We start from the raw sequence: 20,563 nt of genomic DNA, 5'->3' as shown, positions 1-20,563 counted from the left end.
CAGTCTGCGGATGAATGTAATGACTGAGTGCAGCAAGATTTAAGGTCCGTATTTGAATGCCCAGAAAATGCGTTACCCGACTGTCAACGCCGGGGCGCGCTATTGCAGATTCAATTTTTTGAAAATATGGAAGATGTTGATCGGAGGTGAGGGAAGATTGGGTTTGCTTGCGGTAATTCTGTGCTATTTACGGTTTTTTTGAAAAAGCTCCGTGTACATCCGCATTATTCGTGTCGCGCTGGGTGGATCGCTGGTGCATGTGGTTTTGACTCGGTAGTGCGTAGCTCATAAGGCTGAATCCTGAGCTTTCCGTGATTGGGTTACCGTAGCTGTAGTGTTGCCGAAACACGCGCTGCTGGGCTGATGCTTTGTATCCGGCATCTCCCAAACCCTTCTGTCGGCTAAAGTACCGCCTTTATAAATCAACAGCTTGCGGCCCTGAACCGAGAACAAATCTTGCCTATGAATGCACCGCCTACCACCCTGCCACTGCGCTCCATCCGGCCTGGCGACTGGATTGCAGTGCTGATCCTGCTCGCCTTGAGTGTCCTTCAACTTTACTACTGTGACTTGACCTTTCACGGACCGGACCAGATTCGAGACATGGACACGGTGCGCCAGTGGTTGCACCAGGGTCAATGGCCCCAAAGCAGTACCCCGTTCAACGGGCGTCTGTACTTTCCGCCGGGGTTCTACTATCTGCTGGGATTGCCCCTGCTGGTCATTGATAGCGAAATCAGCATCTTCGTCGCTTTTGGCCTGTTTTATGTGGCTTGTATCGGGTACGCATGGTACACACTGAGCCGGAGCCTGGGAGAACGCATCGCGCTGGCCTATTTGGTGTTGTGCATGCCGATTTTCGGGAGCGTCTACACCCACAGTGCCTGGAATCCCGCGCTGGTGATGGGTCTCTCCAGCTTGGTGCTGACACTGTGGGTGCAGGCACTGCAACAGCCTCGTCAGGGATGGTTTGCGTTGGTGCTGGCAATGTTTGTGCTATTGCAGATACATCCCTCGGCCGCACCGCTGGGTGTTGCACTGGGTCTGTATGCGCTGGTTCACCCGGCGGTGCTCAGGCACCGCGCCACCTGGGCCTCCATTGCCATCGTGGCGGCACTCAGCGCCCTGTGGGCGGCCTGGGCTCAGCCCTGGAACATCCCACGCGTCGTTGCCGCTCCGCCCCCACCCACCCCGGGTGGCTGGTCCGCGTTGCCCGGCAGAATTCTCGATGCAGGCAAGTGGTGGGACGCACTGGCCATGCCCTACCACATGGTCGCGGGCATCAGCCCCGCTATTCCGGCGGTCACGGCCGCTGCGGCCGCGCTGCTGGGGGTCATGCTCGTCGGCGTGGCATTGGGGCTGGTGCACGCCATGCGCGCGCGCGCCATGCGCTGGGTGGCATTCGCGCTGGTGCTGTGGTGGGTCATGGCGATCGCGCTCTTGTCCCATGGAGCCTTCTGGCATCTGGATGTGATCCAGCCCTGGCTGGCCCTGGTTGCAGCCTATGGCTGGGCACGCACCAGCGAGCAATGGAACTGTTCTCCTTCGCCATGGCGGTGGTGTGCCGCTGGGGTCGGTGCCCTGGCCCTGGGTGGGCAGGTGGGGCTGTACCGGCAGTTCGAGGCACAGGGCCGGATTGACGTGTCAGCCAACGCATCGTTCTTTCCACGCATACAGGGCGTGGAACGCCTGATTCCCTCTTTCAGCTACCGGTATCTGCATGCTATGCAAACCTATTTGCAGACCGAAGGCATCTGCCAAAACCAATTGCGCGGCCTGTACTGGATGCTGGCGCGCGATATGACCAATCGCCAGTTCGATGCGCGTTGCCGCGACTCCGCCGGATACGCATCCGCCCTGCAATACCTGATCGAACCCACCCACCCCATCATCCCCTGGGCGCTAACGGAGGGACTGACTCCTGTGGCCAAGCTGCCCGGTGCCTCGGTGTATGCCTTGGCGCCATTGCCACTGCACATCAATGGCCGCGAGGGAGGAAATGTCTTTTCTGACGAAAAGGCAGACTACATGACATTTTTACCCGCCCGCCACGATCAGGGCATCAAGGTGCAGATCAGTGCGCAAGGTCCTACGGTGCTCCGTGTTTCGCTGCGTTGTACCGACGAAACAACTTTGCGCCTGCCGGACAGCTGGACGCTGGCACACGCCACATCCATGGCGCCGCCGCGCGCAAGTCAAGTCAAGTACTTGGGCAGCAATTACTACACGTTTGAGTGGACTCTGCAGCCAGCCCAGGCCCACACTCCGATGACGCTGGCCACCCCACCGGTCGTGACTCACTGCGATGTGTCGGCCGCGGCGCGTGCTTTGCCATAGCGCGCCGCCGTGCACATGGTGAGGAATTGAGGTATTGGAGAAACCTTTGTCGCGGCCCATGATGGGGCTGCAGCTCCAAGGCTGCTGCTCGATGTGCTTACCTAGCGCCCGCGCAGAAACAGCGCGTCCAGTTCCTTCATGCTCAGCTGCCGCCAGGTGGGCCGCCCGTGGTTGCACTGGTCCGACCGGTCCGTGGTTTCCATCTGCCGCAGCAGGGCGTTCATCTCGTCGATGGTGAGCCTGCGGTTGGCGCGCACGGCACCGTGGCAGGCCATGGTGCCCAGGATCTCGTTGCGTGCGCGCTGCACCACGGTGGTGGCGTCGTGCGCGGCCAGTTCGGCCAGCACGCTGCGGGCCAGTTCCACCGGGTCGCCCTGGGCCAGGGTGGTGGGCACGGCGCGCACGGCCAGCGTCTTGGGCGAGAAGGGCACCACTTCCATGCCCAGCATGGCCAGCACCTCGGCGGATGCCTCGGCCGTGGCCACTTCCTCGGGCGTGGCGGCGAAGGTGGCCGGGATCAGCAGCGGCTGGCTGGCGATGCGGGCGTCGCCATCCACCTGGGCCTTGAGGCGCTCGTAGACGATGCGCTCGTGGGCGGCGTGCATGTCCACGATGACCATGCCCTGGGCGTTCTCGGCCAGGATGTACACGCCATGCAGCTGGGCCACCGCGCGGCCCAGGGGCCAGGTGGTCTCGCTGCCGGCGGGGCCGCGGGCGGTCGCTGGCGGCACGGAAGGGGCGCCGGGCACCGCGCCGCCGGCGGGGGCGGCCGCAGGGCCGTTGCCGTGCGGGGCATCGGCCGTGCCCGGCAGGGGCTGCGATGGCGCCGCGGTGGGCAACACGGCGGCTGGCGCGTCATGGCCCATGGGCCCGGTCTCCCTCCTGGGGCCCCACAGCGCCTGCAGGTCCGCCACGTGGTGGCCACGCTCTTCAAATTTGATAGCTGACTGCGCTTGCCAGTGAAGGGCTGGAGGCTGATTGGGCCTGAAGTCCTCGGTGGGGCCCTGCGCCGTGGCGCCCGCGTCTGGCGCGGCTGTCCCCGCAGCAGCCGCAGCGACGGCCGCGAGCGCGGCGGCGCGCGGTGCGGCCAGCGCGTTTTCCACGGCATGGCGCACGGCCTGGTGCACCTCGCGGCTGTCCCGAAAGCGCACCTCGATCTTGGTGGGGTGCACGTTCACGTCCACGCGGGCCGGGTCGATCTCGACATACAGCGCATAGATGGGCTGCTTGTGGCCGTGCAGCACGTCTTCGTACGCGCTGCGGGCGGCATGGGTGAGTACCTTGTCGCGCACGAAGCGGCCGTTCACGTAGCAGTACTGGTGGTCGGGGCGCGAGCGGGCGGCGTCGGGCAGGCCCGCGCGGCCGGTGACGGTGACGGGGCCCACGCGGTGCTGCACGGCCACGGATTGCGTGACGAAGTCCTCGCCCAGCACGTCGGACAGGCGGCGGGCCAGCGCGTCCTGGGCATCCCCCTGTCCGGGCACGAAGGTGGCGCGCCACTGCTCCACCAGCTTGCCTTCGTGCCAGATGGCAAAGCCCACATCCGGCCGCGCGAGCGCGTGGCGCCGCACCGATTCGATGCAGTGCGCGAGTTCGGTGGCGTCGGTCTTCAGGAACTTGCGGCGCGCGGGGGTGGAGAAGAACAGCTCCTTCACCTCCACCGTGGTGCCGGTGCTGCGCGCGGCCGGGCGCAGCTCGCCGCTGCGTGCGTCCAGCAGGAAGGCATTGGGTTGCGCCGCCGGGCGCGAGAGCAGGGCCATCTCCGACACCGAGGCAATGGCGGCCAGCGCCTCGCCCCGAAAGCCCATGGTGGCCACGGTCTCCAGGTCGTTCAGGCTGGTGATCTTGCTGGTGGCATGGCGGCGCAGCGCCACGGGCAATTCTGCGTGTGGAATGCCCCCGCCGTCGTCTTCCACGGTGATCAGGCGCACGCCGCCAGCCGACAGGCGCACGGTGATCTGCGTGGCGCCCGCGTCCAGCGCGTTGTCCACCAGTTCGCGCACCACGGAAGCGGGGCGCTCGACCACCTCGCCAGCGGCGATCTGGCTGATGAGCTCATCGGGCAGGTCGCGGATGGGGCGCCGGGCCGTGGCGATGGGGGTGGTGGCGGGCTGCGCCGCCGCGAGGAGGGGAGTGGTGTCGTTCACCCGTGGGATTTTAGGGCGGGGGCCGCGCAGGGGTATCGGGCCGGGGCGGGGCCTGATGGGGATAATGCGCCCACCTTTTTGCTGCCCGGCGTCCGGACCCGCCCTTCCATGGAACTTGTCACTTTTCTCATCGACTTCATCCTGCACGTGGACAAGTACCTGGAGGCCTTCGTACAGGCCTACGGCATGTGGGTGTACGCCCTGCTGTTCGCCATCGTGTTCGTCGAGACAGGGCTGGTGGTGATGCCGTTCCTGCCGGGCGATTCGCTGCTGTTCATCGTGGGCGCGCTGTGCGGCGCGGGGATGATGAGCTTTCCGCTGGCCTGCGCGGTGCTGCTGGCGGCGGCCATCCTGGGCGACCAGTGCAACTACTCGCTGGGCCGCTATTTCGGGCCCAAGGTGTTCCAGTGGGAAAACTCGCGCTGGTTCAACCGCCGTGCGTTCAACCAGGCGCATGACTTTTACGAGCGCTATGGCGGCATCACCATCGTGATCGCTCGCTTCATGCCCTTCATCCGCACCTTCGCGCCGTTCGTGGCGGGTGTGGCGGAGATGGGCCGCGCCAAGTTCACCGCGTTCAACGTGGGGGGCGCGCTCCTGTGGGTCCTGGGCATCTGCTCGGCGGGGTATTTCTTTGGCAACTTTGCCTGGGTCAAGGAGAACCTGGACAAGATCATCTGGGCCATGATCTTCATCCCCGGCCTGATCGCCATCTTTGGTGCCTGGCGCGCCGGGCGGCAGGCCAGGACCGCACCTTGACCTTGAATCAACGGGTGCTATGAAAAAAAAAGCTGCCAGCGCTTGTGTGACAAGCGCTGGCAGCTTTTTTTATGCAGAACTCACCGGCAGCCCGGTTCGGCCGCAGGGGAGGTTGCCCGGCGGCCGGGGGGATCAGCGGCGATAAGGCCGGCGCTGATCGCGGTCCTCGCCGATCTCATGGCCGATCAGGGCGCCGGCGGCGGCACCGCCAATCGTGCCTGCGGGGCCCCCGAAGACGGCATTGCCGGCGACACCACCGACCACGGCGCCCACGCCGGTGCCCACCTGTGCGCTGGTGGGGTTCGAAGCGCAACCACCCAGTGCCAGGGCTGCGGTACAGGTGGTCGCAAGAAGGATGTGACGGATTTTCATGGCAAGAGTCCTTTGTGAATGGAATCAGGCCTGGGAGTCCGGCTGCGGCTGCAGACGGGCTGGACCTGTGGCTTCACTATCCTTCGCCCGGCGGGCCCCCCGCGTAGGCAGCCGTGGGATGCCGCTGTAGGACATGCGACCTCATGGGAAACGCCCGCCGCGTTGCCAAGTGCCGGCGGTTCCCGTGGTGCGCGGGCATCACGTTCCCCCTGGGGCGGGTTTACGTGGCATCGCCGGTGGTTGCCAACCGGCGGGCGGCAGCAGATCATTTCTAATGCAATCCATTCGTATAAGGACACACACCATGGACCCTCAAACATCCCGCACGGGCCCGCAGCTGACGGTGGCGCAACAAATCGGCCTGATCGTGGGGGTGGCCGTCCTGGCGCTCGTGCTCATCCTGGCGTTGAGCCTGGTGCGCGTGCAGCACCTGGGCAGGACGGTGGACGGCCTGGCCAATGAGCAGGTCGAACGCCTGCAGCTGGCCCTGCGCTGGCGCAGCAACATCGCGGTCAACTCCACGCGGGTGTTCTCGGTGGTGCAGTCCGAAGGCGACGACCTGCAGAACTTCTTCAAGGACCTGATCGCCGCCACCACGGCCGACACGTCCAAGGTTCAAAAGCGCTACAGCGAGCTGGAAACCAGCCCCGAAGGCCTGCGCATCCAGGAGGAGCTGGCGGCGGTGCGCACGCCGTACCTCGCCACGCGCGACAAGGCCCTGGCGCTCAAGAAGGCAGGCGACATGGCACAGGCCAAGTCGTTTGCCATGTCCACCTTCGTGCCGGTTGTCAACCAGTACAACGCGGTCGCGGACAAGATGGTGGAATACCAGATCCAGCGGTCGGCCGACCAGGCCGCCGAGGCCGCGGGCCTGATCGGCTCCTACCGCGCCGCCGTGCTGGCGGCGGGCATCGCGGGGCTGGCGCTGCTGGTGCTGCTGTCCTGGGTGGTGGTGCGGCGCATCCGCCGCTCGCTGGGCGAGGTGGCCGCGGTGGCCCGGCGCATCGGCGAGGGCGACCTGTCGCGGCCCATCCACGCGCAGGGGCGCGGCGAGGTGGCGCAGATGATGCAGGCCATGGAAACCATGCAGGCATCGCTGGTGCGCATCGTGGGCGACGTGCGCCACAGCAGCGACTCCATCGCCACCGGCTCCAGCGAGATCGCCTCGGGCAATGCCGACCTGAGCCAGCGCACCGAGGAGCAGGCCAGCAACCTCGAGCAGACGGCCGCGTCCATGGAGCAGATCACCAGCACCGTGAAGAACAACTCCGACACCGCGCAGCGCGCCGCCGTGCTGGCGGGCGCGGCATCGGCCGCGGCGGTGAAGGGGGGCGAGGTGGTGGGCCAGGTGGTGGCCACCATGCAGGACATCTCGGCCGCGTCGCGCAAGATCACCGACATCATCGCGGTGATCGACGGCATCGCGTTCCAGACCAACATCCTGGCGCTGAACGCGGCGGTGGAGGCGGCGCGCGCGGGCGAGCAGGGACGTGGCTTCGCCGTGGTGGCCAGCGAGGTGCGCAGCCTGGCGCAGCGCTCGGCCTCCGCGGCCAAGGAGATCAAGGCGCTCATCAGCGACAGCGTGCAGAAGGTGGAAAACGGCACCCAGCTGGTGGGGGATGCCGGCCACAGCATGGAAGACATCGTCGCGCAGGTCCAGCGGGTGAGCGACCTGATTGGCGAGATCTCCAGCGCCACGGGCGAGCAGACCATCGGCATCAGCCAGGTCGGCGAGGCGGTGACGCAGCTCGACCAGGTCACGCAGCAGAACGCCGCGCTGGTGGAGCAGAGCGCCGCCGCCGCCGACAGCCTCAAGCACCAGGCGGCGCGGCTTGCGGAGGTCGTGAGCGTGTTCCGCCTGGAGCGGTGAGGCGAACCCCCTCTGAGTCGATTCGTGCCTCAGCCCTCAGCCCTCAGCCCTCAGCCCCTCTCTCGCCTCGCCGTGCGAGCCGAGAGGGGGATGCTGCCAGCGCATGCAGGCGAAGCGCCGCATGCGCGGCCTGGCGGCCCTTGCGCGGGGCGCACTCGCGCTGGCTGCGCCAGCTGCATTCGTCGCCGGTGGCGCACGGCCCGATGAATAGTGGCTGCGCCAAAACAGGGATCTGAAAAAACCTCAGCGCCCACCCGCCAGCAGGCACAGGGTGACCAGCAGGGACGCGTGCTCCACCGCCTTGAGCGAATGCAGCGCGCGCGGCGCCAGGTGCACGAAGTCGCCGGGATGCAGCTGCTGGATGCCGTCCTCGCTGACGAACTCGACCACGCCCTCGATGCACTGCACCGTGGCCTCGCCGGGGGTCTGGTGTTCCTTCATGGATTTGCCCACGGGGAGCACGACGCGCATGACTTCGAGCTGGCCGGCCTTCAGGATGGCGGTGGTGATGGCCTCGGGCAGGCGGTCGCCCAGGGGGCGCACGCTGACGATCTGGCCGGATTGGGCGTGGGGCAGTGCCATGGCGTTTCTCCTTCCGTCCTCCCCGGTGCGTGCCGGTGTGCAGGAAGCACATGCCTGCACGCCGGGGCGTGGGTGATGAAGGCTACTTTGCCTGCACTTGGCGGTCCGCGCAAGGCTAGACGGAACGGCTGCGCGCCAGTGGCGGGTTCTTGGCGAAGTAGCGCGTGATGCCGCGCATCAGCGCGTCGGCCAGCTGCTCCTGGTAGGCGCTGCTGCGCAGGCGCTTTTCCTCGTCGGGGTTGCTGATGAAGGCGGTTTCCACCAGCACGCTGGGGATGTCGGGGGCCTTGAGCACTGCGAAGCCCGCCTGCTCCACGCGCGGCTTGTGCAGCTTGGCCATGCCGCCGATCTCGCCCAGCAGCACGGAGCCGAGCTTGAGGCTGTCGTTGATCTGCGCGGTGGTGCTCATGTCGAGCAGCGCGCGCTGCACGTGCTGGTCCTTGGACTGCACGTTGATGCCCCCCACCAGGTCGGCCTGGTTCTCCTTGTTGGCCAGCCAGCGCGCGGCGGTGCTGGAGGCGCCGCCCTGGCTCAGCGCGAACACGCTGGCGCCGCGCGCGGCCGGCGTGGTGAAGGCATCGGCGTGGATGCTCACGAACAGGTCGGCCTGCACGCGCCGGGCCTTCTGCACGCGCGTGCCCAGGGGCACGAAGTAGTCGCCGTCGCGCGTGAGGAAGGCGCGCATGGGATTGCCACCCACGGTGGTGGCGTTGATGCGGTCGCGCAGCAGGTGGGCCACGCGCAGCACCACGTCCTTCTCGCGCGTGCCCGAGGGGCCGATGGCGCCCGGGTCCTCGCCGCCGTGGCCGGGGTCGAGCGCGACGATGATGATGCGGTCGGTGTGCGTGGACGTGGCCCGGTTGCCCGGCGGGCGCGTGGTTTCGGCCGGGGCGGCCGCCACCGGGGGCGCCGCCACGGGCGGGTGCTCTGCCGGGACGGGGCGGGTGGTGCGCTGCGCGATGAGGTCGCCGAGCGGGTCGTGCTCGGCGGGCGGCGTGGGCGCTTTGGGGGTGGCGGCGGCCGTGGTCACGGGGGCATCGCGCAGGCGCTCCGCGATGAGGGCCTCCAGCGGGTCCACCGGCGCGGCGGGGTAAAGGTCGAACACCAGGCGGTGCCGGTACGCCGCCACGGGGGGCAGCGTGAACACCTGCGGCATGGCGGGCTGCTTGAGGTCCACCACCAGGCGCACCACCCCGGGCGCGTTCTGCCCCACGCGGATGCCCGCGATGTTGGGGTCGTCCGGCTTGACCTTGGCGACCAGTTCGCGCAGCTCGGGGCTGAGGTCGATGCCCTCGATGTCCACCGCCAGGCGCGGCGGCGTGGTCACGAAGAACTGCTTGGCCACCAGCGCGCCGTCGGACTCGATGGTCACGCGCGAGTATTCGGGCGCGGGCCAGACGCGCACGGCCAGGATGGTGGCGCCGCGCGCGATCTGCTGCGTGCCCAGCAGCAGCACGAGGCTGCCCGCCTGCAGCACGGCCCGGCGCGAAGCCACGCCCCGGGCTGCGGCCTGGGGCGTGCCGCTGGCGCTGCCGGGGCTCATCGCGGGCCTCCCGTGCGGGGCGCGCGGGGGCAGGCCGGGGTCGGTGCGGCCGATGGGCGGCTCATGGGTTCAGCAGCCCTTGCAGCATGTGGCGGCCGTTGGCGGTTTGGGCGTGCACCGTGATCTTCCTTTCGGTGTCGTCAATTGCTTCAATGTGTATAGCAAGGTCCGCAGGCGGCGTAAGCGCTGCAGCCTTTTCCGGCCATTCTGCCACCTTGAGCCCCGGGTTGGCAAAAATGTCCCTGAAGCCCGCGTCCTCCCATTCGCGCGGATCGTCGAAGCGGTAGAAATCAAAGTGCCAGATCGCCAGGCCCGGGGCCTCGTGTGGCTCCACCACGGCGTAGGTGGGGCTCTTGATCCGGCCCTGCACGCCCAGGGCGCGCAGCAGGTGGCGCACCAGCGTGGTCTTGCCCGCGCCCAGGTCGCCGTGCAACGTGACGAAGGCGTTGGACAGCCCCGGCTGCGCGGCCAGGCGCTGCGCGAAGGCGGCGGTGTCATCCTCGCTGCGCCAGGTGAAGGGGGGGGCGGGTTCGGTCGGGGCGGCCGTGCCGCTTCCTACAATCTGGCCGGTATGTGGTGCAACAGTCAACTCGTTCCTCAAATGCAGGAGTGGGCCCGCGAACTGGGATTTTCCCAAATCGGCGTGGCGGGGGTGGACTTGTCCGCCGCAGAGCCCGGCCTTTCGGCCTGGCTGGCGCAGGGCTTCCATGGTGACATGCATTACATGGCATCGCACGGCATGAGGCGCGCGCGCCCGGCCGAACTGGTGCCCGGCACCGTGAGCGTGATCACGGCACGCATGGATTACTTGCCGCGCGATACGGGCACGGGCACGTCCGGCGGCTGGCAGGCTTTCGAACTGGGGCGCCTGGCCCGCCCGCAGGAAGGGATCGTCTCGGTCTATGCCCGGGGGCGCGACTACCACAAGGTGCTGCGCGCCCGCCTGCAAAAACTCAGCGACCGCATCGCCGAGGCCATCGGCCCCTTCGGCCACCGCGTATTCACCGATTCCGCGCCGGTGCTGGAGGCCGAGCTGGCCTCGCGCAGCGGCCAGGGCTGGCGCGGCAAGCACACCCTGGTGCTCAACCGCGAGGCGGGCTCGATGTTCTTCCTGGGCGAGATCTACGTGGACATGGCGTTGCCTGAAAGCGCCCCGGTCACCGCGCACTGCGGCAGCTGCAGCGCCTGCATCGACATCTGCCCCACGCAGGCCATCATCGCGCCGCACCGGCTCGATGCGCGGCGCTGCATCTCGTACCTGACCATCGAGCACGCGGGGCCCATCCCGCTGGAACTGCGGCCGCTCATGGGCAACCGCATCTACGGCTGCGACGACTGCCAGCTCATCTGCCCCTGGAACAAGTTCGCGCAGGCCAGCCGGCTGCCCGACTTCGACGAGCGCAAGGGCCTCGCGGGCCAGCAGCTGGCGCACCTGTTCGCATGGGACGAGGCCACCTTCCTGCGCATGACCGAGGGCGGCCCCATCCGCCGCATTGGCCACGAGCGCTGGCTGCGCAACGTGGCCGTGGCGCTGGGCAATGCGCTGCGGGCCACGGGCGATGGCGCGGTGCGTGCGGCGCTGCAGTCCCGTGCCCAGGAGCCCAGTGAACTCGTGCGCGAACATGTGGCCTGGGCGCTGGATTTTGAATGAAAATGGGCTCTAGCGCTTGATAGGTAAACGCTGGCAGCTATCAAAAAATGAGTATTCAGGCCGAGGCTCTGTGTGGCTTTACCGCGCCAGCAGCCCGGCGTCCCTGAGCGTTTCCACCAGCCCTTGCGCAAACCGCTCGTAGCCGGCCGCATTGGCGTGGATCTGGTCGGACCGCAGGCGGGCGTCGGACAGCACGCCGGACCAGCCTTTGCTGTGCAGTGGAATCTTCAGCTCGGTCGCCACTTCTTCGTACAGCGCGTGATCGCCCAGCCGGCCGGTGGAGGCCGCCAAGAGAGACAGCTCGGGCACGGCCACCAGCAGCACCTGGGCGCCGCTGGCGCGCGCCTCCGTACAGATGCGCACGATGTTGGCGCGGGTGGTGCTGGCGCTCTGGCGGCGCAGAAAGTCGTTGCCGCCGATGCCCACGATCACCAGCGCGGGCTGGTGCGATTGCAGCAGCGCCGGCAGGCGTTCGAGCGCCTGGGCCGAGGTGTCGCCCGACACGCCGGCGTTGACCACTTTCCAGCCCGTCAGGCGCGCCAGCACGGCAGGGTAGGCGGTGTCGGCCGATGCGCCCACGCCGGAGGTCAGCGAATCACCCAGCGCCAGCACCGTGGCGCCAGTGGGCACCGTCTGCGCGCGCGGGGCCTTGCGCCCGCAGCCCGCCAGCGGCACAAGCGCCACGGCCGCCAGGCCCGCCATCAACGCGCGGCGGCGTGGTTGGACCAGGGCGGCGGAACGCAGGGCAGGGTGTGGATCGGTCATCGCAGAAATCCCAGGGCAAACGGCAGGCTGACCATGCCCAGCAGGGTCGACAGCGTGACCAGCCCCGCCACGTACGGTCCGTTGTAGCCCATGCGCGCCGCCAGCACATAGCAGGTGGAGGCGGTGGGCAGCGCGGAGAAGGCGAGCAGCATGGTGGTCTGCACCGGGTTCAGCCCAAAGAGGCGCGCCATGCCGAACGCGAGCAGCGGCTGCAGCAGGTGCCGGATGGACAGCACCGCCACGCTCAGCGCCTTGCCGCGCGTGAGCAGGCCAAACTGAAGGCCCGCGCCCGCGGCCATCAGCCCCAGCGCCAGCGATGCCGCGCTGATGCGGCCCACCGTGGGCGCGGCCCAGTCGGGAATCCTGAAGCCCAGCAGGTTGGCCACCAGCCCCGATACCGTGGCGACGATCAGCGGGTTGCGCACCAGCTCCCGCGCGAAGCTGTGCTGGCCGTGCCGCGCCATCGGCCACACGGCCGCCACGTTGAACAGCGGCACGCACACGCCGATCAGCACGGCGATCATGAGCAGGCCCTCGGAGCCCGCCAGGCGCTCGGCAATGGCCAGGCCAATGAACGAGTTGAAGCGGAACGCGACCTGGGCACTGGCGGCATGGTCGCGCGCGTCGATGCGCCGGCCCAGCCAGGGCCAGTGCGGCAGGCTGTAGGCCAGCGCGATCCCGATCAGGCCGGAGATCAGCCCGGCGGCGATCAGCCCCGATGCGGCGCCGATGTCCACCGGGCTCTTGACGATGGACTGGAACAGCAGCACGGGGAACAGCAGGTAGTACACCAGGCTCTCCACCGGCTGCCATACCGAGCGGTTCAGGGCGGTGTAGCGGCAGATGAGGTAGCCGCACAGGATGAGGGAGAAGTCGGGAAGCAGGAGCTGGGCGTAATTCACGCACGGAGAATACTTGATCCGTGTCGTGTTCTGCGGGTTAGCCCTTATGTGGAATCCGCAGGCTGCCAGGACACCGGTTGCGCATACCATCCAGGCTGTCTGTCACCCATGAAGGAGAACTCAATGCATCGTCGTCAATGGCTCGCGCTGACCGTACTGGCTGCCGCCGCAGGGTCCGCTGCCGCCCAGGGCTACCCCAACAAGGTCATCAAGCTGCAGGTGCCCTTCGCGCCCGGCGGCACCACCGACATCATTGCGCGCGTGATCGCCGACCCGCTGGGCAAGGCCCTGGGCCAATCCGTGATCGTGGAAAACAAGGCCGGTGGCGGCGGCATCGTGGGCGCGGCCGAAACCGCCCGTTCGGCGCCGGATGGCTACACGCTGGGCGTGGCCACCGTGTCCACCACGGCGGCCAATCCCGCCATCAACCCCAAGACGCCGTACAACCCGCTGACGGACTTCACGCCCATCATCAACATCGCGGCCACGCCCAACATCATTGCGGTGCACCCCAGCTTCCCCGCCAAGGACTACAAGGCGTTCGTGGCCGAGATCAAGAAGTCGCCCGGCAAGTATTCGTACTCCTCGTCCGGCACGGGCGGCATCGGCCACCTGCAGATGGAGCTGTACAAGAACCTCTCGGGCACCTTCGTGACGCACATCCCCTACCGTGGCGCGGGCCCCGCCCTGAATGACACCGTGGCCGGCCAGGTGCCCATGATTTTCGACAACCTGCCCTCGGCGCTGCCCTTCATCAAGGAAAACCGCCTGGTGCCCATCGTGGTCGCCGCGCCGCAGCGCGTTGCCGCCCTGCCCAACGTGCCCACGTTCAAGGAAATGGGCCTGGAGCCCGTGAACCGCATGGCGTACTACGGCATCGTGGGCCCCAAGGGCCTGTCCAAGGAGGTGGTGGACAAGGTCAACGCCGCCGTGCGCAAGGCGCTGGAAGATCCGGCCGTGAAGAAGCGCATCGAAGACACCGGCTCCATCGTGCTGGGCAACACGCCCGAGCAGTTCGCCGAGCAGATCAAGGCGGAATTCGCCGTGTACAAGGACGTGGTGGTCAAGCAGAAACTGGCGCTCGAATAATTCCGTGCGCACTCCAGAAGCCGCCCGCGCCCGGGCGGCTTTTTTACGTGCTATCGTTTTTGGATGCTTGCCCCCAGCCTGAACGCGATCGATGCCTTTGTGGATGCCCTGTGGCTGGAGGACGGCCTTTCGCGCAACACGCTGGCAGCCTATCGCCGCGACCTGACGCTGTACGCGCAGTGGCTGGCCGCGCAGCAACCCGCCCTGGCGCTGGACGGCACGGCCGAACACCACCTGCAGGGCTACTTCGCGGCGCGCCACGCCGAGACCCGCGCCACGTCGGCCAACCGGCGCCTCACCGTGCTCAGGCGCTACTTTCACTGGGCGCTGCGCGAGCGGCGGATCGCCGCCGACCCCACGGTGCGGCTCACCGCCGCGCGCCAGCCCCTGCGCGTGCCCAAGACCTTGTCGCAGGCGCAGGTGGAGGCACTGCTCGCGGCGCCGGACCTGGGCAACCCCCTGGGACTGCGCGACCGCACCATGCTGGAACTGATGTACGCCAGCGGCCTGCGCGTGACCGAACTGGTCACGCTCAAGACCTTCCAGCTGGGCCTGAACGAAGGCGTGCTGCGGGTGATGGGCAAGGGCAGCAAGGAGCGGCTGGTGCCGTTTGGCGAAGAGGCGCGGCAGTGGCTGGAACGCTACCTGCGGGAATCGCGTGGCGAGATCCTTGCGGGCCAGCAGACCGACGACCTGTTCGTGACCCAGCGCGGCAGCGGCATGACCCGCGTGATGTTCTGGGTCATCGTCAAGAAGTGGGCGGCCGTCGCCGGCATCACCACGCCGCTCTCGCCGCACACGCTGCGGCACGCGTTCGCCACGCACCTGCTCAACCATGGCGCCGACCTGCGCGTGGTGCAGCTGCTGCTGGGGCATGCGGACATTTCCACGACCACCATCTACACCCACGTGGCGCGGGAGCGGCTCAAGTCGCTGCACGCGCAGCACCATCCACGCGGCTAGCGCAGCAGGCAGACAGGCCGTGTGACCGACCCCGTCGATACCAACCAGGAGACATGCATGAAAAAAATGATTGCCGGCGCGCTGCTGCTGGGCGCCGCCACCCTGTCCATGGCGCAGGCCTGGCCCGCGGCCAAGCCCATCCGGCTCATCGTGGGCTACCCGCCAGGGGGCGGCATCGACTTTGCCGCGCGCACCGTGCAGGTGCCGCTGCAGGAAGCGCTCAAGCAGCAGATCGTGGTGGACTACAAGCCGGGCGCGGGCGGCATGCTGGCCGCCACGGAGCTCACGCGCGCGGCGCCGGACGGCTACACCATCCTGCTGGCCAATACCGGCCCTTTCGCCATCGCGCCCTACCTGCAGCGCAAGATGCCCTATGACCCGCTCAAGCAGTTCAGCTACATCGGCCAGATCAGCCAGGGCAGCTACATCGCGGTGACCCGGCTGGACCACCCGGCCAAGGACCTCAAGGAGTGGGTGGCCTGGGCCAAGGCCAACGCCGGCAAGGTGAACTTCGCCTCGGGCGGCGCGGGCACTTCCACCCACCTCAATGGCGAGCTCATGAACCAGGCCACCGGGCTGGACGTGACGCACGTGCCATACAAGGGCAGTGCGCCCGCGGTGCAGGATCTGATCGGCGGCCAGACGCAACTGCTCATCGACGCGGGTACGGTGCTGCTGCCCCAGATCAAGGGCGGCAAGCTCAAGGCGCTGGCCGTGACCGGCCCCCGGCGCGATCCACAGCTGCCCGATGTGCCCACGGTCGGTGAGCTGGGCTTCGCGGCGATGGAGTCCGTGGGCTTCCAGGGCCTGGTGGGGCCGGCCGGCATGCCCAGGGACACCGTGGACAGGCTGGCCGCCGAACTGGCGAAGGTGCTGGCGCAGGCCGACGTGAAAGCCAAGTTCGCGTCCACGGGGTCCGAAGTGCATTCGCTGGGCCCTGTGGAGTTCTTCAGCTTCGTGAAGGGCGAGAACGAGAAATGGGCCAAGCTCATCCGCGAGCGCAAGCTCGAACTCGATTGATGGATTCTCCTGCCGCCCGAGGGCGCGGTCTTTTCAGCACCTGAAGGCAAGGCGGGCAGGCTCCAGCCGCTGGCGGTGGGAGCGCCCGCACGGCCCGATCTGCCGTCGCCGTTTGGCATCCATGTTCCCGCGCAGGCGCCTTCTGCGATCCTGGCCCTGGGGGACATCCGCCGCAAGCTGGATGCCGCCGGCAACGCGCGCACCCTCCGCATGGCGGGCATCCGGGGAAACAATTGACCGGCATGACAACGCAGCGGGCCCTGGATGACCAGGGCCCGGGTGTGCGAATGCCGGGCCAAGGCGCCCCGCGACGGCGTGCCTCAGTCTTCGTTGAGGCTCTCGGCCCAGGTCAGGGCCTGCAGGTGGGCCCAGTTGACCTGGCGGTTGGACAGGTGCAGCGCGTCGGCCGCCTTGGCAAAGGCCACCTCATCGCCGCTCTCGCAGGCCTTGGTCAGCTCCAGGAAGGGCGCGAACACGCCGCTGCCGCGCAGCAGCGCGTCCATCACCGGTTCGGGCAGGGCCACGGATTCCAGCGCCTTATCGAGCGGCACGCCCAGCATGGTGTCGAGCAGGGAGAACACGCCCACCACGAAGGCGTTGTCGCATTCCTCGGGCGGCAGCAGTTCGGCGGCCAGCAGCTCCATCAGGCGGCCGCGCACCACGGCGGTCTGGCCCACCGCCGGCGGCACGCCGCCCGCGCGTGAGGTGGTCATCAGGAGGGCCGCCCAGCGGAACAGCTTCTTGAGGCCGAGGATCATCACCGCGTGGCGGAACGAGGTGATCTCGCACGAGAGCCCGAAGCCCGAGGAGTTGATGAAGCGCAGCAGGTTGAAGGACAGCGTGGGGTCCTTCTTGAGCAGGTCCTCGATCTCGGCGGTGGTGGCCTGCTTGCGCACCAGGTTGAGGAGCTGGATGATGGTGGCCTGCGAAGGGCGGATCGTCGTGGCCTTCACGAGCGACGGCTGGGCGAACCAGAAGCCCTGGAACAGCTTGACGCCCAGGCCCCGCATCAGTTCGTACTGTTCGGCGGTCTCCACTTTTTCGGCCACCAGCGTGGCCTTGCTGTGGGTGGTGGAAAACTTGACCAGCGGCCCCGCCAGTTCGGGCTTGAAGGCCATCATGTCCAGCTTGATGAAAGCGGCCAGCGGCAGCCAGCTGGTGTAGGCGCGGCGCAGCGCCTGCTGGTCGAAGGCCAGGCGAAAGCCGCGGGTGCGCAGGGCCTCCAGGGTGGGCACCCGGCCTTCGATTTCCTCGGGGGTGGCCGTGTCGTGCAGCGGCGGTACTTCCAGCACCACCTTTTCGGGGTGGATCAGTTCCAGGTGGCCGCCGGAAAGGCTGTCGTGGGTGCAGTTGATGAACACCGTCTTCTTGCCGACCAGGGCTTCGGTGCCGGCGTACGACAGGGCGTTGAAGAGCAGCGCGGCATCGCTGGCCGCCGTGTGGGAGTCCGAGGCCGTGGACCGGTCGAACAGCTCGTAGCCATAGACGGCGCGGGATTCGTCCACGATGGCCTGTCGCGCAATGATGGCAATGTTCTCATCCACGGGTTCAACCGCGGGTGAATCAGCTTGCGGGGCGTCTTGTTCAGGTGTGCTCGACATGGGGTCCGCTGTGGTGAAGGGCTGGGGTCTGCACTGATTCTAGACCGGCATGCCACTTCGCGAACTGGCCGCGCGGATTTTGATGGCGGCCAAGGCGGCTGCAGGCCGGCGTGCCCCGTGCGGCCCCGCAGGCCGCGCGGCGGGGGCGTGGGACGCGAACCGGGGCTCAGTCCGCAAGCTGGTCCGCCCAGGCCAGGGCCTGCAGGTGCGCGAAGTTGATCTGCTGGCTGGTGAGGTGCAGCAAGCCGGCCGTGCGGTCGAACACCACGTCGTCGCTGGATTCGCAGGCTTCGGCCAGCGTGAGCAGGTCTCCGAGGAATCCTTCGCGACGCAGCAGCGCCGCCGCCACGGGCTCGGGCACGTTGAGCAGCCCCAGCGCGGATTCCATGGGCATGGACAGCATCACGTCGAGCAGCGAGAAGATGCCCACCACGAAGGCCTGGTCGGCTTCCTCGGGGGGCAGGGTTTCCAGGGCCAGCAGCTCCATCAGGCGGCCGCGCACCACGGCGGTCTGGCCGACGGAGGAGGGGGTGCCACTGGTGCGCGACGCGGTGAGCAGCAGCGCCGCCCAGCGGAACAGTTTCTTGAGGCCCATGAGCATCACGGCCTGGCGGAAGGAGGTGATCTCGCGCGACAGACCGAATCCCGCGGAGTTGATCAAGCGCATCAGGTTGAAGGCCAGGCCCGCGTCCTTCTTGAGCACTTCCTCGATGTCGTCCGTGCTGGCCTGCTTGCGCACCTGGTTGATGAGCTCGATGATGCTCGCCTGCGAGGGCGTGAGCAGCTTGGCCTCGACCAGGGCCGGGCGCGCGAACCAGTAGCCCTGGAACATCTGCACGCCCTGGCTGGACACCATGTCGTACTGCTGGGCGGTTTCCACCTTCTCGGCGATCAGTTCGGCCTGGCAGTGGCGGCCTGCGTAGCTGATGAGCACGGCCAGCTGGTCGGGCGCCAGCACCGACAGGTCGAGCTTGATGTAGTCGGCCAGCGGCAGCCAGGGGGCATAGGCCGACTGCAGCACCGTGTGGTTGAACGCCAGGTGGAAGCCGCGCTCGCGCAGTTCGGCCAGAATGGGCATGCGCGTGGCGACCTCTTCGGCGGCGGTGTGGCCCAGGGGCGGAATCTCCAGCACCACCTTGTCGGGGTCCACCAGTTCGAGGTGGCCGCCGGAGAGGCTCTCGTGCGTGCAGTTGACGAAGATGAGCTTCTTGCCCACCAGCTCTTCGGTGCCCGCGTGCGAGAGTGCGGTGAAGACCAGGATGACGTCGGTGGCGGCCGTGTGCGCCGCGCCGCTGCGCGAGCGGTTGAACAGCTCGTAGCCGACCACCACCTGCTGCGCGTTGACGATGGCCTGCCGCGCGATCATCGCGACCGAGGACTGGGTGCCGGGGGGCGGGGCGAGGGAGGCCCCAGGGGCGGTGAGTGAAGTCATGGTCAGAGGTTCGGGTGAGTGTGTTGCCGCTTCAGCGGCCGCAGGCGCCGCGGATTGTAGGAGCCATCGCATGTCGGCGCATGGTGGTGGATCAGACCTGTTGCAGCCACCGCAGCTCGGCGTCGGTAAATCCGGCGCTGCGGCGCGCTTTTTCATTGAACGGGGGCTTCAGGCGGGGGGCCTCGTATTGCCTGACCAGGGCGCCATAGTGGGTTTCAGGGTCCACGCCCCGGCGCTCGCACAGCCAGCGGTACCAGTGGTTGCCGATGGCCACGTGGCCGACCTCCTCGCGCAGGATGGTGTCGAGAATCTCCACAGCGGCCAGCGCATCGGGCGTGCCCACCTGGCGCAGCTTGGCCTGGATCTGCGGCGTGGCGTCCAGGCCGCGCGCCTCCAGCGTGCGTGGCACCAGCGCCATGCGCGCCAGGATGTCGTGCCGCGTCTTCTCGCACATCGTCCACAGGCCTTGGTGGGCCGGGAAGTCGCCGTAGTCGTGCCCCTGGCCGCGAAGGTGGTCGCGCAGCAGGCGGAAATGCTGTGCCTCCTCGCCCGCCACGCGCATCCAGTCGGTGTAGTAGGCGCGGGGCATGCCGTCGAAACGCCAGACCGCGTCCAGCGCCAGGTTGATGGCATTGAATTCGATGTGCGCGATGGCATGGATGAGGACTGCGCGCCCCTCGGCCGTCGCGGGCGAGCGGCGGGCCACCTGCGTGTGGCGCAGCAGCAGGGGCCGCTCCGGCCGGCCGGGCAGGGCCGCGGGATCCAGCGGGGCCTCAGGGGCTTTGTCTGCTATGGAAAGAATAGCTGCTTGCGATTGCAGATCAAGCGCTGCGGCCGCTTTTTGTTCAGGGTCTGCAAGGCACAAAACCTGCAATGCACGGTGGCGAAGCTCCATCCTTACAATTCTAGGCCCTGCCACCCGGAACACTGCACACGCTTTGTAACCATTGGCAGGCCCGGTTCCGGCCTTCATTTTTCTGGAGTGTTTGCATGGCGATTTACGAACTCGACGGCGTGGCGCCGCAGCTGGCGGCTTCGGCCTGGGTGGCGGAAGGCGCCCAGGTCATGGGAAACGTCGTTCTTGGCGAGGATGCCAGTGTCTGGTTTGGGACGGTGGTGCGTGGCGACACCGAAAGCATCACCATCGGCGCGGGCTCGAACATCCAGGACGCGAGCGTGCTGCATGCCGACATCGGCATGCCGCTGGTCATCGGCGAGCGCGTGACGGTGGGCCACCAGGTCATGCTGCACGGCTGCACCATCGGCGACGAGTCGCTGATCGGCATCGGGGCCATCGTGCTCAACGGCGCCAAGATTGGCAGGCACTGCCTGGTGGGCGCGGGCGCCCTGGTGACCGAGGGCAAGGAGTTTCCCGATGGTTCCATGATCATCGGCAGCCCGGCCAAGGCCGTGCGCGAACTCACGCCCGAGCAGATCGAGGGCCTGCGCCAGAGCGCCCAGCACTACATCGACAACGCGCGCCGCTTTCAGCGCGGCCTGCACAAAATCGGCTGAACGCCGACCCTTTCT

The 20,563-nt window shown here is 67.7% G+C and carries 18 protein-coding genes; 8 read left to right on the top strand and 10 right to left on the bottom strand.

Annotation, left to right across the window (positions count from 1 at the left end; all coding sequences use genetic code 11):
• Positions 1-462: 462 nt before the first annotated feature.
• Positions 463-2,337, top strand: a complete 1,875-nt coding sequence (locus tag KW843_RS12575; RefSeq protein WP_218295486.1) for a glycosyltransferase family 39 protein — start codon at positions 463-465, stop codon at positions 2,335-2,337.
• Between the two features lie 101 nt (positions 2,338-2,438).
• On the opposite strand, the gene mutL is transcribed toward KW843_RS12575, so the two are convergent.
• Entirely contained in the window at positions 2,439-4,484 is a 2,046-nt protein-coding gene (gene mutL / locus KW843_RS12570) for a DNA mismatch repair endonuclease MutL (protein ID WP_218295485.1), read from the bottom strand.
• A 108-nt stretch (positions 4,485-4,592) separates the two neighbouring features.
• On the opposite strand from mutL, the gene KW843_RS12565 reads away from it, so the two are divergent.
• Positions 4,593-5,243 carry a DedA family protein gene (locus KW843_RS12565; protein WP_218295484.1) on the top strand — a complete coding sequence of 217 codons (651 nt, stop codon included), beginning with the start codon at positions 4,593-4,595 and terminating at the stop codon, positions 5,241-5,243.
• A gap of 132 nt (positions 5,244-5,375) precedes the next feature.
• On the opposite strand, the gene KW843_RS12560 is transcribed toward KW843_RS12565, so the two are convergent.
• The gene (locus KW843_RS12560) at positions 5,376-5,615 is read right to left on the bottom strand and encodes a glycine zipper 2TM domain-containing protein (RefSeq protein ID WP_218295483.1); all 240 of its coding nucleotides are present in this window, start codon (positions 5,613-5,615) and stop codon (positions 5,376-5,378) included.
• Positions 5,616-5,919: 304 nt separating this feature from the next.
• On the opposite strand from KW843_RS12560, the gene KW843_RS12555 reads away from it, so the two are divergent.
• Positions 5,920-7,485, top strand: coding sequence for a methyl-accepting chemotaxis protein (locus KW843_RS12555; protein ID WP_218295482.1), 1,566 nt, complete (start codon positions 5,920-5,922; stop codon positions 7,483-7,485).
• Between the two features lie 243 nt (positions 7,486-7,728).
• Here KW843_RS12555 and KW843_RS12550 read toward each other — a convergent pair whose 3' ends face one another.
• The 3 genes from KW843_RS12550 to tsaE all read right to left on the bottom strand — a co-directional run bounded on the left by KW843_RS12550 (position 7,729) and on the right by tsaE (position 10,199).
• Positions 7,729-8,067, bottom strand: a complete 339-nt coding sequence (locus KW843_RS12550; protein WP_218295481.1) for a cupin domain-containing protein — start codon at positions 8,065-8,067, stop codon at positions 7,729-7,731.
• A gap of 115 nt (positions 8,068-8,182) precedes the next feature.
• Positions 8,183-9,610 carry an N-acetylmuramoyl-L-alanine amidase gene (locus KW843_RS12545; protein WP_218295480.1) on the bottom strand — a complete coding sequence of 476 codons (1,428 nt, stop codon included), beginning with the start codon at positions 9,608-9,610 and terminating at the stop codon, positions 8,183-8,185.
• 61 nt (positions 9,611-9,671) lie between these two features.
• Positions 9,672-10,199, bottom strand: coding sequence for a tRNA (adenosine(37)-N6)-threonylcarbamoyltransferase complex ATPase subunit type 1 TsaE (gene tsaE, locus KW843_RS12540; protein WP_218295479.1), 528 nt, complete (start codon positions 10,197-10,199; stop codon positions 9,672-9,674).
• 12 nt (positions 10,200-10,211) lie between these two features.
• Here tsaE and queG point away from each other — a divergent pair, with 12 nt between their 5' ends.
• The gene (gene queG / locus KW843_RS12535; RefSeq protein ID WP_218295478.1) at positions 10,212-11,261 is read left to right on the top strand and encodes a tRNA epoxyqueuosine(34) reductase QueG; all 1,050 of its coding nucleotides are present in this window, start codon (positions 10,212-10,214) and stop codon (positions 11,259-11,261) included.
• A 78-nt stretch (positions 11,262-11,339) separates the two neighbouring features.
• Here queG and KW843_RS12530 read toward each other — a convergent pair whose 3' ends face one another.
• Together KW843_RS12530 and KW843_RS12525 are read right to left on the bottom strand one after the other, a co-directional pair.
• Complete coding sequence (locus tag KW843_RS12530) at positions 11,340-12,026, bottom strand: GDSL-type esterase/lipase family protein (RefSeq protein WP_218295477.1); 687 nt, start codon at positions 12,024-12,026, stop codon at positions 11,340-11,342.
• Positions 12,023-12,928: an AEC family transporter gene (locus KW843_RS12525; protein ID WP_218295476.1), complete on the bottom strand. Its 906-nt coding sequence runs from the start codon at positions 12,926-12,928 to the stop codon at positions 12,023-12,025. Before KW843_RS12525 ends, KW843_RS12530 begins: the two co-directional genes overlap by 4 nt.
• Positions 12,929-13,051: 123 nt before the next feature.
• Here KW843_RS12525 and KW843_RS12520 point away from each other — a divergent pair, with 123 nt between their 5' ends.
• The 3 genes from KW843_RS12520 (at position 13,052) to KW843_RS12510 (ending at position 16,000) form a co-directional block, all read left to right on the top strand.
• Positions 13,052-14,017, top strand: a complete 966-nt coding sequence (locus KW843_RS12520) for a tripartite tricarboxylate transporter substrate binding protein BugE (RefSeq protein ID WP_218295475.1) — start codon at positions 13,052-13,054, stop codon at positions 14,015-14,017.
• Positions 14,018-14,080: 63 nt separating this feature from the next.
• Positions 14,081-14,980, top strand: a complete 900-nt coding sequence (gene xerD, locus KW843_RS12515; protein WP_218295474.1) for a site-specific tyrosine recombinase XerD — start codon at positions 14,081-14,083, stop codon at positions 14,978-14,980.
• A gap of 57 nt (positions 14,981-15,037) precedes the next feature.
• Entirely contained in the window at positions 15,038-16,000 is a 963-nt protein-coding gene (locus tag KW843_RS12510; RefSeq protein WP_218295473.1) for a tripartite tricarboxylate transporter substrate binding protein, read from the top strand.
• A gap of 320 nt (positions 16,001-16,320) precedes the next feature.
• Here the strand turns inward: KW843_RS12510 and KW843_RS12505 are convergent, their stop codons facing one another.
• The 3 genes from KW843_RS12505 to KW843_RS12495 form a co-directional block, all read right to left on the bottom strand.
• Entirely contained in the window at positions 16,321-17,601 is a 1,281-nt protein-coding gene (locus KW843_RS12505; protein ID WP_218295472.1) for an EAL and HDOD domain-containing protein, read from the bottom strand.
• A gap of 166 nt (positions 17,602-17,767) precedes the next feature.
• Entirely contained in the window at positions 17,768-19,033 is a 1,266-nt protein-coding gene (locus KW843_RS12500; RefSeq protein WP_218295471.1) for an EAL and HDOD domain-containing protein, read from the bottom strand.
• A 91-nt stretch (positions 19,034-19,124) separates the two neighbouring features.
• Entirely contained in the window at positions 19,125-19,928 is an 804-nt protein-coding gene (locus KW843_RS12495; RefSeq protein ID WP_218295470.1) for a ferritin-like domain-containing protein, read from the bottom strand.
• A gap of 95 nt (positions 19,929-20,023) precedes the next feature.
• Here KW843_RS12495 and KW843_RS12490 point away from each other — a divergent pair, with 95 nt between their 5' ends.
• Positions 20,024-20,548, top strand: a complete 525-nt coding sequence (locus KW843_RS12490) for a gamma carbonic anhydrase family protein (RefSeq protein ID WP_218295469.1) — start codon at positions 20,024-20,026, stop codon at positions 20,546-20,548.
• Positions 20,549-20,563: the final 15 nt, after the last annotated feature.

The sequence above is a fragment of the Acidovorax sp. sif1233 genome (assembly GCF_019218755.1).
Classification (GTDB): domain Bacteria; phylum Pseudomonadota; class Gammaproteobacteria; order Burkholderiales; family Burkholderiaceae_C; genus Acidovorax.
Note: the sequence above shows the minus strand (reverse complement) of the source record. Positions and strands in the feature narration are given on the sequence as shown.